Source organism: Virgibacillus kimchii (assembly GCF_055379185.1).
In genome coordinates this window covers 272,873-290,370 of sequence record NZ_AP043951.1, presented here as the reverse complement: position 1 = coordinate 290,370, position 17,498 = coordinate 272,873, and the positions used below count along the sequence as shown (strand labels likewise).

Here is a 17,498-nt window from a genome sequence, read left to right as displayed (position 1 = left end):
AAGCTGCCATGTACTTTAAGTGTACATGGCAGCTTTTGTCATTCATTCTTATTGCTAAAGTTCTAAAGTTTGTTATATTGCTTTTCGCTTACGATAGATCAGCGTGAGCGTTATTCCAATGGCTAATAAAGCCACCCCAATCAGGATCATATTGTACATATTTGTTGCTGTATCGGGCATTCGATCTCCGGTACCTGCTTCATCACCTGTAGTTGAAACTTCTTTTCCGGAATCAGCTGGTTTGTCAGTTGTTCCTGGTGTTGTTGTCTCTTCTTCAGGTATAAGCGTGTTGGTAATGTCATAACCTTCTACGGTTGATTCGTAACCTTCAACTTCATCCTCTGAGATAGAGTAAACTATCTCTTCTCCAGCTTCGTATCTTGGCAAGTTTGCGAAGGTATAAGCCCAATCGTCAGCTTCTGTTACTTCAATTGATTGAACGACTTCTCCATTCGCCAAAACATTGACTGTAATGGATTCTGGTCGAGTGTTGTGCTGGTTATCAGCATCATCCCATGTCTTTGTACCAGAGATTTCTATTTCTTCCGGTGTGTAGCTGTTTGTAATGATGATATTGCCATGATTTTCATCATTTATAGTTGTTTCATATTCCGGTAGATCTGTCAGTTCAACTACGGAGTATATAATGGCTTCTCCTGCAGCTTTTTCATCCAGTTCCGTCCAAGTGTGTGTCCAGTTATTTTCCTCTGTAAGCTCTACCGGATCACCTTGATGTTCACCGTCAGCAGTTAGTTGCACTTCTATGGTTTCTGGGCGAATACCATCTTGGTTGTTTGCATCATCCCAGTGTTTCGTTACAGTTACCGCTGTTTCACCTGGTGTGTATTGATTGGTAATATTAAATCCATTAATTGTTTGTGTGTAATCTTCTACTGTGTTTTCCGTAACTGTGTACGTAATCTCTTCACCAGCTTCGAATTTCGGTAGATTTGTAAAACTATATTCCCACTCATCTGCTTCAGTTACATCAGTGGAATCAATTTGGGTCCCATTTGCTAACAGATTCACTGTAATGTTTTCTGGACGATTACCGTCTTGGTTGTCTGCATCATCCCATGTTTTTGTACCGGATACTCCTATGGTTTCTGGTGTGTAACTATTTGTAATGATGATGTTTTCGTGATTTTCATCGTTTATATCTTGCTCGTATCCTTCTGGTACATTTATCTCTTTAACGGAGTACGTTATTGGTTCTCCCTCTGCGTTTAATGGCAAACCTTCCCAAGTGTACGTCCAATCCTCTTCTGCAAGGACTTCTACCGGGTCTTCAGTTGCATCACCATTTGCTAGTAATTGAACTTCAATTATGTCTGGACGAATACCATCTTGGTTATTTTCATCTTCCCAACCTTTTGTTACGGTTACTGTTGTTTCATCCGGTGTATAAGAGTTTGTCAATACAAATCCATTTTCATTTTCTTCAATAGAAGTAGAATAATGCGGAACAATGTTTTCCGTTACACTGTAGTTAATTTCTTCTCCATTTTCATATACAGGAAGATTGGTGAATGTATGCTCCCAATTACGAGCTTCATTTAATATTGTTCCTCCTACAATTGATCCATCTGCAAGAAGAATGACCATTACGTTATTTGGACGAACACGGTCTCTATCTTCATCATCATCCCACACTTTTTTAACCGGGATATCCGTTAGTTCTGGTGTGTAGTTATTTGTAATGATGATATTGCCGTGATCATTATCATTAACTCTTACTGTATATCCTTCAGGAACATTGGTTTCTTCCACCGTGTAGTTAATTGCTTCCCCATCTTCATTTAAATCTAATTCAGTCCACTGGTGCGTCCAGTTATCGGAAGCATCGATTTCTACTGGATCACCTATTGCTGTTCCATTTCGAATAAGCTGTACTGTGATAGAATCTGGACGGTTATTATCCTGGTTGTTTCCATCCTGCCAGGATTTTGTCACAGTTACTGATGTTTCTTCCGGTGTGTAGCTATTTGTGATAACAAATCCATTTTCATTTTCTGGATCTTGGTCAATGGAATCTGTATAGTTTGGTACGTTATTCTCAGTCACTCTATAGGTGATTTCTTCCCCATTTTCATAAACAGGAAGATTCGAGAATGTGTGTCGCCAGTCATTTTCATCATCCAAGACTGTTCTCCGTACAATTTCACCATTACCTAGTAGATTTACTGTTACATTATTCGGGCGAATTCCATCTTGATCATTTTCGTCATCCCATTCTTTGCTAACAGCAATTTCCGTAATTTCTGGTTCATAACTGTTTGTAATGATGATATTTCCATGGTTATTATTATTCACTCTTACCTTATAACCCTCTGGAACTTCAACTTCTTCTACTGTATACGTGATTGGCTCACCATCTTCATTCACAGGTAAATCTGACCATGTATTAGACCAATTCGATTGGTCTATGGTTACAGATTCGCCATATGGTTCACCGTTTGCTATTAGCTGCACTTCGATTTCAGTTGGACGGTTGCCATCTCGATTATTGTCATCTTCCCAGGATTTCGTCACTGTTACACTTGTTTCATCTGGTGTGTAGCTGTTTGTGATCGTATAAACCGGATCTTCTCCTGTTCCAGCCTCTTCAACAATTGTTGAATAATTTGGAACTGTATCTTCGGTGACAGTATAAGTGATTTCATGACCGTCCTGATATACTGGAAGTTCAGTGAATGTGTACTGCCAGTCATTATCTTCATTTAAAACAGTTTGATGTTTAATCTCTCCGTCAGCTAAAAGATTTACTGTTACGTTGTTTGGACGAACTCCGTCTTGATCATCCGCATCTTCCCAATTTTTGTTAACAGCTATATCTGTTGTTTCTGGAGTATAGGAGTTTGTGATCGTAATTTCACCATCGTCTCCAACTTCATTAGTTGAAGTATACCCTTCAGGCACATCAACTTCTTCTACAGTATACTCAATGGTCTCTCCGTTAGAGTGATACGCATTTAATTCTTCCCAAGTGTATCTCCACGTATTACCTTCTGAAAGTGTTACAGGATCTCCAACTTCTTCATCATCTGCAAATAACTGAACTTCAATATCCCCCGGACGTTGACCATCCTGATCGTTTGCATCAGCCCATACTTTCGTAACGGAGATGTCTGTTTTCTCTATCGTGTTTGTAAACTCCGCTTCATAAACATGTTCTTCCGTACCATAAGCTTGAGTTACTTCAATAACTTGTTCTTCTTCATCAATGATATAACCAGTTGGTGCATCCACTTCTTGTAAATAATATGTTCTAAGTGGCAAGTTACCAATTTCAATCTGACCATTTTTATCCGTTTTGATCTCGTCTGCAAATAAAACTTGCACACCGTTTAATTCATAGTATAACTCGAAAGTCGCCGGATTATTTTCAATTGGATCTCCTGATTCATAGTCCAATTTGGTGATTTTCAGCGCACCACGATTTTCGTTAAACTCTCCATCTACCCAGCTGAATTGTTCAGCAGTCAGTTCTTCAGAAGTAATCGATTCTACTTCAATATATTCACCATCTAAATTGACTTCGTTGCTGACTGTATCTCCATCTTCTGCTGTTACAACTGTTGTATAGTTTAGATTTACCTTCTCGCTTAATGTGTTGGTAAGTGTGATTGTCAGTACAGTCTCATCATTTTCATTTTTTTCATTAGATAGACTGAAGTCTTCACCTTCAACTAATTCATTCCCACTAGCTGTTGAAATTTCAAGTGTACCTTCGATATATTCCATCCCAGCACTGATTGTATCTGTAATTACTGGATTTGGAATGATGGAGAGGCTCTCGTTCACTTGAATTTCCCAGTTAAGCTCATCCCCAATATAGACGTCAGAACCTTCATGCCCTGTTGATTTATCCAGAAATTGGTCATGATTATTGTAGTTGACTGTTCCTTCATAAGGATATTCATCATCTCCAACTATTACTGTTGCGTTGTTGACGTAGTTTGGTTGTGAAATATTTGGAACAGTTGTTGTAAATTGAACAACGTATCGTTCATCCACTGTAAAGCCATCATCAAATGTTAACGTGAATGATTTTCCATCATAATTTACATCGTAATTTTCTTCATCTAAAACTTCATCTGTGACGGTTGTGTTACCGTCAGCATCTACCTCATATACGGATACTACTACACTACCTACATCGATTGTTCCTTCATAATCGAGTGTATCTTCAATGACGACTCCAGTTCCAAGGTCTTGCTCTTGATAGTTTGTGTATAGCTGCCAGGCAATTTTTCTTTCCTCACCACTTTTCCAGCCATCTACTAAGCTCACGTCTCCACCTTCATGAACAAGCTGACCTTCTTTATATCCACTATTCCAGGAGTCTTCTCTTACTCTTGTGTTTGCATCTCTACCTGTATCAAACTCATTTTCATATTCTGTTTCTCCTGTAAACTGAGCATGATTTTCATACACTCTAACTTGATCTTCTCCACCAACATGTGGGTCTAAGGTGTGTCCTTCAATTTCACGTTGTGGATCATAAGAAGTTTGATACGTGATTTCCATTTGTGCATTCAAAGGCAACTCTTCGTTATCAAATTCGATTGTGAAGCCTTTATGATACCCAGTTTCACCATCTTCTTCATTTGATGTTACTGTGAAGCCTTCAGTCACTTCTTCTCCACCAACTGTTATTTCTACCGTGTCAGGAAGTAAGATCATTCCTTTATTCGGAAACGTATCAACGATTGTTAATTCTGTAATTGCTTCTCTGATTGGATTAACTGTTAATCTCCAATCCATAGTGCGTTCGTTATAGTCAATACCTTCAAAATCTTTAGCAAAGCTGTTGGCAGGAGGTCTGATAGTTTCATCATCTTCAGCCCTTGGCTCTCCTACACCAAGACCATCACCATCTAATGTTGCTTTGTTATCAAACTCATCAATGGTAAAATCCGTAATTGTCGTTCTGTATTCAATTGTAATTGTTTCTGTCCCAATATTTTCTAAGCTTATTTGAACACTCTGTCCATCAACTGATATGTCAACACCTTCGTATGTTTCGCCATCTTCACCTGTAACGGAAATATCATCTTCAGAAATAGTCAACCCTTCAGGAATAGCATCATTTACAACAACATCATCCAATGGATGTTTAGCATTATTTACTTCAATCGTCCAAGTAAGTGTTTTGTTGTCATAATCTACATTAGATACTCCTGATTTTTCTAAGAGTGTAGCTCTCCAGTGATCAACAATAGCTCTATCCTCACCTACTGTGATGTCACCATCTCTTAATTCCGTTTCATTAGTAAATTGATTATGATGCTGATATTCGCCATCATTTACTAACCTCCAGTCAATATCTGTACTGAATTCAATTTGATAAATTTCCTCTGCATCTACTTCACCTAAATTGATTGGGAAATCATCTGAATCAATAGAGACACTCTCTCTATTTTCCCAGTTACTGTCATATCTATAGACTTCAATAGAATCTTCTACTATAGACTGTTCCGCTGGCAACGAATCATAAACGATTGCTTTATCAATCTCTCCGCCTGATTCATTAACGGTTATTGTCCAATCAATTTGATGAGTATTCCCATTATATTCTCCATCTTTTTCTATTGGGTTACTTCGCTCGAGTGCATCAACAGTTGCTTTTGCAGGTAATTCAGTATCTCCGTATGAGAACAGAGCATCGTTTGTAAAGCTATCAATTGTGTAATCTTCAATTATGGTTGTGTACTCTACTCGATAACCATTGAATGGTGCGATTTCAGGGAAGTTAATTGTGAACGCATTCCCATCCACTTGTGCACCAAAACCAGCTTCGTCACCAACTCTTTTGTCACCACTAATACCAACAGATAGCTCATGTATGTCAAAATCTCTTGGTTCTCCCAAACCTTCAGGAACAATGTCCTCCAAGATTCCTTCTGAAATTAGCTCTTCGTTATGATTCATTACATCAATAGACCAGGTAATTTCTCTAGCATTCAAACCTCGATCAGGATGCCCTTCTTTTGTGATCGCACTAATATCGCCACTTGGTCTTGCAATTACATTGAGTGTTGTCTCATCTCTATCATTGAACTCAATCACTTGCTCTATATTTTCTTCAAATTTTTCCAAATTAAAGTCTAAATTTAATCCAACTTCGCCATTGTACACATCACCATCTTCAATTCTATCATTGAAGACAAATATCAATTCACCATCTTCAATACTGTAAGTCCCGACTTTAATACCACTTGTAACTATATCTGCTTCCGGTGTAGTGACTTGTTCAAAAGTATTCGGTAACTGCATTGAAGCAGTATCTCCACTTTGAGCACCAAGCTCTTTAGTATCCCAAGTAAATTCTATCTCGACTTCAGTGCCTTCCTCTATTTCGATGATGTTACCGTCTTCGATTTCTTCACCGTTATGAATAAGACTTTTGAATGTAAATATATTTCCTAAATCGTTCACTTGAGACGGATCTACTTCTGAAGCATCAAAAGTTGTAATACGGTCTTTCAACGAATCGTCTGCTTCAACTACTTCCTCAGAATTTAACGTTTGTTCGTCAGATGCTTCTTTTTGCTTGGGGTCATCATCTTCTTTTGCAACATCCTCAGAATCTTCTTCCTCAGGCTGTTTCACTTGTTGTTCATCAACAACAGCCTCTACAACAATCGTCCCCAACGCTTCAGGGCTTTCCATGATCGCTTCATCAAAACGAACCGTCACCGCTCCATCAAGCGCAGCCTGGTAAGTCCCAACTTCTACTTCACCATCTGTCAACGCCCCATGCTGCTCCTCTTCCACATACAATTTGTCTGAAAGGGACAGAGACGCTGTATCACCCTCTTCAATTTCAACATGCGAAACCGACCAATCAACATGCACATTTACAGCCAATCCGCCATCCAAGTCGTCTATATTTATTGCTTTTCCATCTTCATCAGTAAACGATACGCCAGTAAAAACGCTTTCCTCTGAACCTTCCGCAACCGATTGTGAAGGTAAAAACAAGCTGCTGGAAATCGTCTGAAAAACAAGCATAAATATAAACAGAATACTTAATCTTTTATTCAATTCACCCTACTCCCTTCTTTCATTTTTTCGAGCGATCAATCACCCTTTCCAGAAGAACATTATAAAAGTTGATACTCTACAAAATATCTACAAAGCTATTAAAAATAGGTAAAATGTATTGTATAATGGGGCTAAAAGATTAATTTTTTTCAAATGACGAGAAGAAATTTCATTGAAGGAGGGTCTTTGTGAAAGCCATTCTTGTTGATGATGAAGCACTTGCTTTAGATTTCCTGGAGCACCAATTGAATAAAATTGGTGGTATTAAAGTCATCGGAAAATTTAATAACATGAACATCAAGAAGAATACTTCACTCCTGCAGGAAGTTGACGTTATTTTTTTAGATATTGATATGCCCGAAATGAATGGCCTTGAGCTTGCTGAAAAAATACTTGAAATAAATGCTAACGTTTTAATTGTTTTTGTTACGGCGTTTAATGAATTTGCTGTCCAGGCCTTCGAGTTAAATGCACTGGACTATGTTCTTAAACCCATTCAATTGGAGCGTTTGAAAAAAACGCTGGAAAGAGTTGAATCAAAGTTAAGTCCTCAAATACATAAACCTGCGAAAAATAAAATGCTGAGAGTAAATGTAGCCAGAGAACTGAGTTTTGAAGCAACAAGAGACATTCCTGAATTCCTTCAATGGCGGACAACCAAATCCCAGGAATTATTTCTCTATCTACTTCACAACTACGGCAAAACGATTCGTAAATCCGAACTTGTTGAATTATTGTGGACAGATTTCGAGGAGGCTAGAGCATACTCCCAATTATATACAGCTATTTATCACATACGGAAAACACTGAAGAAGTACAGTTCGCATTTCACCATAAAAAACATGGGAGAAGGCTATACCCTGTACATAGAAAATTTGTTCATTGACCTTGTAGAATGGGAAAAGAATTTAAAGACCGCTCCCCCACTTACTGGCGAAACGATTGATGCTTATGAAGAAAATATGAAACTATATTCGGGAGCTTTTTTACAGGAATACGATTATTTGTGGGCGGAAGCAGAACGGTATCGATTAGAGCAGCTTTGGCTGAAAGCTGCTTATCAGATAGCAGGTTATTATTCTAAACATGATTATTTGGAAAATGCGCAAAACTGGTATGTGCAGATCTGTAGCACAGCACCGGAAGAAGAAGATGCCCACTTTTCATTAATGAAATTATATGAAAAGCAGGGTTATGGATTACAAATAGAAAGACAGTTTAAAGAATTAACAAATGCGCTGAAGGAACTTGGTTTAGAAGTCAGTCCAAATATAGTAAAGTGGTTTAAACAATGGAAAAGTATACAAGGCATGGAAAGCCCAACCTGATAGGAAGGGCCTATTCTTATTGCCATCTGCATCAAAGCACTGTTAATAACATCACGGCTTTCTTATTAACGCCCATACATCATTTTTTTATTTTACGATTTGCAATTTCATTTTCAAGCATATATATGAAACGATAATCAAGATTTAACTTCGCTGCTTTGGTATATGCCTCTAATAGTTGTTCGTCACTTAATGTAGGATATTGAATACTTCTTTTAAAGCAATTATCAGAATTCAAAGTAATTCATCCTTCATTTTTTATCTCAGGATACAATCTTTGCCTCTACAACTTCTAAACATATAATTGACTCCAGTATACTCAATTATAATAAAATGAGAAGTGTGCTTATCTGTTAGGCCCAGCGAACGAGCCTTACCCATGACGTAGACAGGCGGTGCAAAATGAGAAGATTACTCGTATACCTTTTCCTGAGAGCATTAATGCTATTTTTCCCTGCAAAAAATTCATGCCGATACGAATGACTTTAAAGTGAATACTGGTACGTTTCATACAGAAAAAATTCCTGTGGGAGCCGAATTTACAATTGTGCAAATCAGTGATTTACATAACAAGGTTTTTGATCAGAACAACGAAAAGCTAATTCAAGCTTTTAGAAATGTAGATCCGGACATTATTGTTATTACAGGTGATTTCATCGATAGAAATACATACAACTTCAAATCTGTATTTTCGCTGACTGAACGCATTACTGCCTTTCATCCAGAAGTTTTCTTCGTGTCCGGCAATCATGAATGGGGCAATCCGGGTTATGAGCATTTATTCCAGGGACTTCAGCAAAGAAATGTTCGGATATTAAATAATCAACACATAAAAATAATAACCAAACAGATGGAAATAAATCTTGCGGGAATTGATGATGCTTCGACGGAACATGAAGATATGGAAAAAACATTTTCTGGATTGGAAGAGGAATTATATACGATCCTGCTTTCCCATTCACCTTCCACCATAAAAAAATATCCAGACATACCGGCTGATCTTATTTTAAGTGGCCACACACATGGAGGTCAGGTCAGGCTGCCATTAATTGGTGCTGTAGTTGCTCCGGGACAAGGATTATTTCCAAAGTTTGATAAGGGAGTTTTTGAAATAGGAGAAAACAGGTATTTATATATAGACAGCGGCCTCGGCACAAGTCTTGCTCCAGTACGATTTCTCAATAAAAGCCAGTTCAGTTTGATCCGGGTCCGTAATGAAAATCAATGAACAGCTGGAAAGTCCGGTCAATATAGGTGTCTGTAGCCCTCCATCAAAGGATACAGGCCCTTCTAATATAACGATTCACAACGACTGAAGCCAACAAACTTTATCCTGTCAGGCTTACATTTACACCAAATATTCGGAACAATGTTACACTGTATATAGTTAAATGAATGGATAGCTTAACTTGGAAGGAGTCACCGCTTGTGTCAAATAACAAAAGATATAAAATTCATCCCATCATGGTAGATGTGAATTCTACTTTAAAATCAATAAATTTTTATTTAATTGAAACAAGCCGATCGCTGATGCTCGTTGATGCCGGTTTGCCTAATGAGAAAAACAGAGAAGCGTTACATACCGTTTTACAAGAAAATGGATTCTCTTTGAATGATCTTACTGAGATCATTCTAACGCATAATCACGTTGACCACGTTGGACTTGTCAATGGGATTACGGACAAACATCCGATTCCTGTTTACGCTTCCGAGGAAGCCATTCCCCGGCTAAAAAGAGATCGGGATTTTCTCGAAATGAGAGTAGATTTTTTTGCGCAACTTTATCGTGAAATGGGATGTGGAGAGGAAGGAGAAAAGCAGACAGCCCATTTAAAAGAGGCTATTGAAAAAAACAGTGCACAGTCCATTAAACCTGAGATAATCCCAATTGGAAAAGAGCATGAAGTCTTCAAAGTTATTGAAGTACCAGGACATGCGCCAGACCAGATTGCATTATTTGATAAAAATGAAAGAGAGCTTTTTTCCGGTGATTTATTAATCGAACACATCTCCAGTAATGCATTAATTGAACCGGATTATTCAGGCAAACGCCTGCCTACTGTGAGCCAGCATAAAAAGTCACTGGAGACAATCCAGGCTCTGCATCTTGCAAGAGTTTATTCAGGCCACGGTAAAGTCATAGAAGAACCAGATGAATTACTGAAGAAGCGATTGGTCGGTATTGACAGAAAAGCTGAAAAGCTAAAGAAAACTATACTGGACGGAAATGTCACCGGGAGTGAAATAGCCAAATCGTATTATGAAAAAATATATCACAACCAATTTTCCTTAGTAATGTCGGAAATAGTCGGACATTTGGATTATCTGGAAGAAAAACAACAGATTACGAAAGAGATGATCAATGGGGTTTGGCATTATGCTCTTAAACGATGAGAGAAAAGGGCACTATGAAATAAGCGGATGAAAATACCCAAGAACTGTACGATGCTTCCTGGAAGAGAAAGAAGAACTCTTCCAGGAATTATAGTATAAAACAGCAACACGGTAATAATTTATCAGGTTCATAAACCGAGAATGAAACGCGCTGCTATTGTATTGATCGGGATGTTTGAGAAGCCCCTCCAATGGAGCACATTACGTGAAATATTCAATTTCAGCCTCAGGAAAAAAGCGTCTCACATAGCCGCCTATCGTACCTTTTATTGCTTCCTGCTCTTTATCCTTGTATACATATTTGTAAATGCCATATCGTCCCCATTTTGTTTTCCGCTTAGATTCATCCAATTCCAATTTTGTCATCGGATAGTTTTCCTGGATCACCCGTTTAGCAGGCTTCGTAAAACGGTGCTGGATCATTTCAAAAGTCAAATTCTTCCTCGCATACGTGGGCAGAGAAGCTTCCAGTTTTTCAAACATTTCCAAGTACCCCTGTTCCCAGTTGTCATGCAGGTAAATGGGGGCCACAATGAAGCCCAATGGATACCCGGCTTCAGCTACTTTCGCTGCTGCTTCTATACGTTCATGTAATCTGGAGGTCCCCGGTTCAAAGTATTTGATGATATAATCGTCATTTATACTGAAACGAAAGCGGGTTTTGCCACGGTGATCTGCATCGAGCAGATGATCCACATGTGCAAACTTTGTAACGAATCTGAGCTTTCCGTGTTCAGACTTACCAAAAAATTCAATAGCATGTTTTAAATGATGCGTTAAATGATCCACACCCACAATGTCAGATGTACAGGATGCTTCAAATCTTGTACTATCCGGTGCCCGTTCATTCATATAGTTTTCAGCAGCGTCAAAAATTTCATCCACATTCACATAGGTTCGTATATATGGTTTACTGCCCATCGTCGTTTGTAAATAGCAGTAATGACAATGCCCCATACATCCTGTCGCAAGCGGGATGGCATACTCGGCCGAGGGTTTGGAAGTATCAAATTTCAATGTTTTCCGCACACCTACCACTAATGTGGACTTGGCGGTACGATATTTTTGAAAGCGATTTTCCCCTGGCAGATTGCGTATTTGATTATGTGAAGTTGTTTTGCGTATTTCTATTCCCATATCCTCAAATTTTGAAATCAGCCGCTTTCCATTTGGGTATTCCAATGCCCGAGGTTCTGCATAAACCAATTGAGGCATAAACGGCTTAACCATGGAATTCACCATCTTCTATACTGCCAAACGCTTCTTGATACGCCGCTTCAGCCTCATCTTCTGTAGGAAAAACGGCAAATTCATCTGTAAGTGGATAATAGTGTTCATGTGAAAAAAGCGCCAATTCATTAGGTTTTTCGGGATGCTGCACAATGGCTGCCTGCTGAACATGAGCAACATCCTGCGCATGCGGATTTCGAATGATGACATACACAACTTCACCCGGTTCAAATTGATGTTCCATATGATACCACCTAACTTCTTTATTTTTAGTATCACTTATTGTTTCCGCATGTTTGGCAAATTATGTTTAGGGGGTGTTAAAATAAAGAAGTTCAACATCAAGGGTATTCATCATTGCATTTTTTCTTGCCTTGACAAACAATGTATTTGAGATATAAAAACGCCACCCCTTCTCTTATGAAGGTAATGGCGTTTTAAAAGTAGTGATTCCGATTGGGCTCGAACCAACGACCTCTACCCTGTCAAGGTAGCGCTCTCCCAGCTGAGCTACGGAATCGTATGAAATTGTTGCTAGACTTAATATATTAAATATGGGCGAATATGTCAATAGATAAATCCAGAATATAGAACCGCACAATGTTTTATACTATAGCAAAACCAACCGGCTATTCTCATAAAATATAAAAGATAGTTCCGATCGTTTGATCAGCGCTCAACTCTATTTCCCCAGCCTTTATCCTTAATTTATCCACACTTCCCCGCGCTCCCTCCTGTTTCATCAGTGAATCAACCTCCCCCTCTAATCACAAACCCGCAATAAAAAAACCCTCCAATCTCCCCATAACCACTTCCCTGCCGCAAATTGATTCGAAACACGAAATAAAAGATTGGATTCTATGGACTTTTCACATTATAATGTAATAACACTTATTTTTTTAGCATGGAGAGGGTCATTTTGAAAACTGTTTTTTCTTTTCTGAAGCCGTATAAACTTCCTGCCGCCCTGGCGTTTCTGCTGATGCTGGTGGAGCTTGCCGTTGAGCTTTTGCTTCCTTTTTTCCTTGGCATGATGATTAATGACGGGGTTGTGAATCAGGACATCGGAAATATTATCATGTGGGGCAGTATCATGATTGGCCTTGCATTTATATCATTTGTTGCCGGTATTATTAATTCATTTTACGCCTCCCATGCCGCCTGGGGATTTGCCCGGGACATACGGGAAAAATTATTTAAAAAAATACAGGCGTTTTCTTTTGCCAACTTAAATATGTATCCGACATCCGGGCTGGTTACCCGATTTACCAATGATGTACGGCAAATACAAAATACGATTTTCATGGCACTGCGAATTATGTCCAAAGCACCGCTGATCGTTATTGGCGGGGTGACGATGGCATTTATCGTCAATGCCCGCTTGGCACTTATTTTTCTCGTGACTGTTCCCCTGCTTATTATGTTTCTTTTGTGGGTGCTGAAGGTTGCCGGAAACATGTTCGATAAAGTTCAAAAAAGCGTGGATAATGTCAACCGTGTCATGCAGGAAAACCTTGCCGGCATGCGACTGATAAAAGCTTTTTTTAGAAGGAACCATGAGGAAGAGCGGTTTATGGACGCCAATACGGAACTTGCCGTGCGTACCAGGCGAACGTTTCGATTTGTTGAATCTTCCATGCCTATTTTATTATTTGTCATGAATTTAAGTCTGATTTTTATTATCTGGTTTGGAAATGTGCAGGCAACCGCCGGCGAAACTTCCGTCGGGGAAGTAGTAACGATTGTAAATTATGCGATGCGTGTGGCCATGTCGATTTCCATGTTTACATTTATTATTATGGCCTTCTCCCGAATGAAAGCATCTGCCAACCGTTTAAGCGAGGTACTTACACTGGATACGGATACCCCGAATCAGAAGAGTACAAACAAGCGGGCACAGGTTTATGACGGGAAGATAGAATACCAGCAGGTTTCCTTTCAATATCCTGCTGCAGAAGATAACACATTAAAAAATGTTTCCTTTACAGTGGGGGCACGGGAAAAGCTTGCAGTGATCGGTGCTACAGGTGCAGGAAAGACTTCGTTGTTTCAACTGATCCCAAGGTTGTATGACCCGTCAGATGGTAAAATTTTTATTGATGGAAGAGATATCAGCAGCTATGAAATGGATGAACTGCGTGGGAGTATTGGTTATGTTCCGCAAAGTCCGCTCCTGTTTACCGGTTCAATTACGGATAATATTGCCTGGGGGAAAAATGGTGCTACGAAAGAGGAAATCGTAAAAGCGGCAACCGATGCGCAAATTCATGATACAATTATGGATTTGCCCAACAGCTACGAGACAAAAGTCGGGCAAAAAGGGGTAAATTTATCCGGTGGTCAAAAGCAGCGGATTTCCATTGCCAGGGCGCTCATCCGCAAACCAAAAATACTGATGCTGGATGACAGCACTAGCGCACTGGACCTCGCAACGGAATCACGTTTGCTTGAGGCCATTCAGACGTATCAATGCACAACACTTATTATTACGCAAAAAATTTCTACAGCCAAAAGCGCCGATCGCATTTTACTCATGGATGATGGAGAGATTTTGGAAATCGGCACACATGATGAGCTGCTCGCATCTTCTTCATTGTATAAACAAATTGTGGAATCCCAATTTGGAAAGGAGTATGCATATGCAGAATAACCAGTTCAAAGAGCCTTTTCAATATGAAAAGATTCCACTTGATACCATTAATATTAAAAAAGAAAGAAAAGCGAAAAATACAGCAGGAACCATTAAACGCATCTGGTCCTATTTGGCTCGGGAAAAAGCCAGACTGATACTGGTCATCTTCATGGTGCTGATCAGTTCAGCGATGGCGCTTTTAGGCCCGTTTATGATTGGAATGGCAGTGGATGACTTTATCGTAACGAGGGAAACCGCTGGTTTGCTGACAGTAATCATTTGGCTGTTTATTATTTATGTGCTTCATTCCCTGTCCATTTTCCTGCAGAACTTCTGGATGGTCGGGATTGCACAAAATACGGTGCATTCCCTGCGGAAAGATCTCTTTCATCAGTTTCACCGGCTCCCCATCTCTTATTTTGATAAGCGGCAGCACGGGGAATTGATGAGCCGGATCACCAACGACATTGATAATGTCAATAATACATTGAACCAGTCAGTGATCCAAATCTTTTCCAGTGTGCTGACATTAGTGGGTACGGTTGCTGTTATGCTTTATTTGAGTCCGCTTCTTACGGTAGTAACGATGTCGATTATTCCAGCCATGTTCTATGGCATGCGCTGGATTACGAGAAGAACCGGCCCGCTTTATAAGCTGCAGCAAAATGATTTGGGTGAGGTAAATGGATATGTTGAGGAAATTGTATCCGGTCAGCATATCGTAAAAACCTTTTCCCAGGAAGAGCGGGTCATCAATGAGTTCAAGGAGCGGAATGATAACCTGAACCGTTCCGGATTTTGGGCACTGACGATTTCCGGATTCATTCCAAAAGTGATGAACATGCTGAACTTCCTCAGTTTTGCTTTAATAGCGCTTGTTGGTGGTATTCTTGCCATTAACGGCTGGATTACTGTCGGTGTGATCGTTATTTTCACCGAATATGCTCGTCAGTTTACAAGACCGCTCAATGAACTGTCCAACCAGTTTAATATGCTGCTCTCCGCTGTAGCCGGTGCGGAACGGGTGTTTAATGTCATCGATGAAAAGCAGGAAGAAACGGATGAAGAGCATGCAAAGGAATTATCAGAAACAGCAGGACATATCTCTTTTAAAGAAGTTTCATTCGGATATGAAGATGAGGCAATTTTAAAGGATATCAGCTTTGAAGCAAAACCGGGAGAGACAGTTGCCTTTGTCGGTCATACCGGTGCAGGCAAAACAACGATTATTAATCTGATATCACGTTTTTACAACTATGATGAAGGGAACATAACATTGGATGGAACAGATTTAAAAAACATCAAGCGTTCCAGCCTTCGCCGGCACATGGCTTTTGTATTGCAGGACAGCTTTTTATTCCACGCAACCATTCGGGAGAATATCCGCTATGGCCGGCTGAATGCCAGTGATGAGAATGTAATACAGGCTGCAAAGGATGCCAATGCCCATGACTTTATTGAAAAACTTCCCCACGGTTATGACACGATGCTGGATCAGGAAGGCAGCGGCATCAGCCAGGGGCAGAAGCAGCTTCTAACCATTGCCCGGGCTTTGCTGGCGGAACCTGCCATCCTTATTCTGGATGAAGCAACAAGTAATATTGATACGATTACGGAATTAAAAATACAGGATGCCTTAAAACGTCTGATGCATGGAAGAACGAGCTTCGTTATCGCCCACCGACTGAACACCATTCAGGAGGCAGATCAGATCATCATGCTGGAAAACGGAAAAATTATTGAACAAGGTACGCATGAAGAGCTGCTGGAACAGCGCGGCAACTATTATGGCCTTTACAGAGGTCAATTATTAGATAAAGCCAATTAATTATGATTATAATAGGATAAGAACAAACGCGTGGAAGAATTTAGATTTGGAGTGTTATATTTATGGGAAGAAAAGGGACGATGACAGAGAGAGAAATAGACAGTAAGTATTTGAACGAAAAAATGACCATGAAAATATTTAAACCGGAAAAGTTCTCGGATCTTTATAAATACACGGTATGTATTATGCAGGATGGGGATGATTACTTCCAAATGGGAAGAATCGCTACGTTAAGCGACCGATTGCATGATGCAGGGGAAATTACCAATACTGTATTTGTCGGCATCCATTATCAGGATAGATACGACCGGAGGGAAAAATATCATCCTAAAGGGAAACAAAATGAAAATTATATAAAATTTTTAGTCCGTGAAGCAGTTCCTCTTCTTGATGAGGAACTTCCAACCTATAATATGGGATATACGAGAGCACTGATGGGAGATTCACTTGCCGGAACCCTTGCTCTAATGACAGCTGTCAAATATCCAAATACGTTTGGCAAAGTAATTATGCAATCACCATATGTGGATGACACCGTGCTGGATACAGTAAAGGACACAGGTCATTTATACTCCATGGATATTTATCATACAATCGGCACAAAGGAAACCGACGTTAAAATGACGGATAACAAGACTATGAACTTCCTGGAACCCAATCGGGAATTAAACAAGCTTCTCGTTGATAAAGGGGCAAGTTATACGTATCATGAACTGGAAGAAGGTAACCATACATGGAAATACTGGCAAAAAGATATGAAGCGGCTGCTGAAGACAATGTTTGGTCATTTTACTTAAAAGACCTGGTTGTCACCAAGCCTACAGGGCCACACCCATGTGCCAGGAACCATGAAGATGTTTTATAACTTCTTTACTGTCCGGGAAACCAGTTTTTAAGAGCTTCTTGCAATGAACGACAAGCTTGTGTTGCATTTTTCAGGCAAAAAAGTTATCCTTGCCAAAAATAGCTCTCATTATGGAAGATTATTTGTTATAATGGATAAACACACAAACAGATTTTTTACTTGTATGCGGAA

10 protein-coding genes and 1 tRNA gene are annotated in these 17,498 nt (G+C 39.5%); 6 read left to right on the top strand and 5 right to left on the bottom strand.

Going from position 1 to position 17,498, the window contains the following annotated elements; translation table 11 throughout:
• Positions 1-72 precede the first annotated feature (72 nt).
• Positions 73-7,050 (bottom strand): Cna B-type domain-containing protein, encoded by a 6,978-nt coding sequence (locus tag ACZ42C_RS01635; protein WP_461180172.1) that lies wholly within the window; start codon positions 7,048-7,050, stop codon positions 73-75.
• A 188-nt stretch (positions 7,051-7,238) separates the two neighbouring features.
• Between ACZ42C_RS01635 and ACZ42C_RS01630 the strand changes: the two genes are divergently transcribed.
• A complete protein-coding gene (locus ACZ42C_RS01630) occupies positions 7,239-8,378 on the top strand; it encodes a response regulator (RefSeq protein ID WP_461180173.1) in 1,140 nt (379 codons plus the stop codon).
• 79 nt (positions 8,379-8,457) lie between these two features.
• On the opposite strand, the gene sda is transcribed toward ACZ42C_RS01630, so the two are convergent.
• A complete protein-coding gene (gene sda, locus ACZ42C_RS01625; RefSeq protein WP_461180174.1) occupies positions 8,458-8,616 on the bottom strand; it encodes a sporulation histidine kinase inhibitor Sda in 159 nt (52 codons plus the stop codon).
• Between the two features lie 252 nt (positions 8,617-8,868).
• On the opposite strand from sda, the gene ACZ42C_RS01620 reads away from it, so the two are divergent.
• Positions 8,869-9,606: a metallophosphoesterase gene (locus ACZ42C_RS01620; protein WP_461180175.1), complete on the top strand. Its 738-nt coding sequence runs from the start codon at positions 8,869-8,871 to the stop codon at positions 9,604-9,606.
• Positions 9,607-9,806: 200 nt separating this feature from the next.
• A complete protein-coding gene (locus ACZ42C_RS01615; RefSeq protein WP_461180176.1) occupies positions 9,807-10,772 on the top strand; it encodes an MBL fold metallo-hydrolase in 966 nt (321 codons plus the stop codon).
• 201 nt (positions 10,773-10,973) lie between these two features.
• On the opposite strand, the gene splB is transcribed toward ACZ42C_RS01615, so the two are convergent.
• The 3 genes from splB to ACZ42C_RS01600 all read right to left on the bottom strand — a co-directional run bounded on the left by splB (position 10,974) and on the right by ACZ42C_RS01600 (position 12,522).
• The gene (gene splB / locus ACZ42C_RS01610) at positions 10,974-12,002 is read right to left on the bottom strand and encodes a spore photoproduct lyase (RefSeq protein ID WP_461180177.1); all 1,029 of its coding nucleotides are present in this window, start codon (positions 12,000-12,002) and stop codon (positions 10,974-10,976) included.
• The gene (locus tag ACZ42C_RS01605; protein WP_461180178.1) at positions 11,995-12,246 is read right to left on the bottom strand and encodes a transcriptional regulator SplA domain-containing protein; all 252 of its coding nucleotides are present in this window, start codon (positions 12,244-12,246) and stop codon (positions 11,995-11,997) included. Before ACZ42C_RS01605 ends, splB begins: the two co-directional genes overlap by 8 nt.
• 203 nt (positions 12,247-12,449) lie before the next feature.
• Positions 12,450-12,522: transfer RNA gene (locus tag ACZ42C_RS01600), tRNA-Val, on the bottom strand.
• A 399-nt stretch (positions 12,523-12,921) separates the two neighbouring features.
• On the opposite strand from ACZ42C_RS01600, the gene ACZ42C_RS01595 reads away from it, so the two are divergent.
• From ACZ42C_RS01595 to ACZ42C_RS01585, 3 genes are all read left to right on the top strand, one after another.
• Positions 12,922-14,652, top strand: coding sequence for an ABC transporter ATP-binding protein (locus ACZ42C_RS01595; RefSeq protein ID WP_461180179.1), 1,731 nt, complete (start codon positions 12,922-12,924; stop codon positions 14,650-14,652).
• A complete protein-coding gene (locus tag ACZ42C_RS01590; RefSeq protein ID WP_461180180.1) occupies positions 14,642-16,462 on the top strand; it encodes an ABC transporter ATP-binding protein in 1,821 nt (606 codons plus the stop codon). The genes ACZ42C_RS01595 and ACZ42C_RS01590 overlap by 11 nt, the downstream gene beginning before the upstream one ends.
• 62 nt (positions 16,463-16,524) lie before the next feature.
• Complete coding sequence (locus ACZ42C_RS01585; protein ID WP_461180181.1) at positions 16,525-17,259, top strand: alpha/beta hydrolase; 735 nt, start codon at positions 16,525-16,527, stop codon at positions 17,257-17,259.
• Positions 17,260-17,498: the final 239 nt, after the last annotated feature.

Coding starts and splice junctions, on each gene's coding strand:
- splB (WP_461180177.1), bottom strand. CDS start 12,002: ATGGTTAAGCCGTTTATGCCTCAATTGGTTTATGCAGAACCTCGGGCA.
- ACZ42C_RS01605 (WP_461180178.1), bottom strand. CDS start 12,246: ATGGAACATCAATTTGAACCGGGTGAAGTTGTGTATGTCATCATTCGA.
- ACZ42C_RS01590 (WP_461180180.1), top strand. CDS start 14,642: ATGCAGAATAACCAGTTCAAAGAGCCTTTTCAATATGAAAAGATTCCA.
- ACZ42C_RS01585 (WP_461180181.1), top strand. CDS start 16,525: ATGGGAAGAAAAGGGACGATGACAGAGAGAGAAATAGACAGTAAGTAT.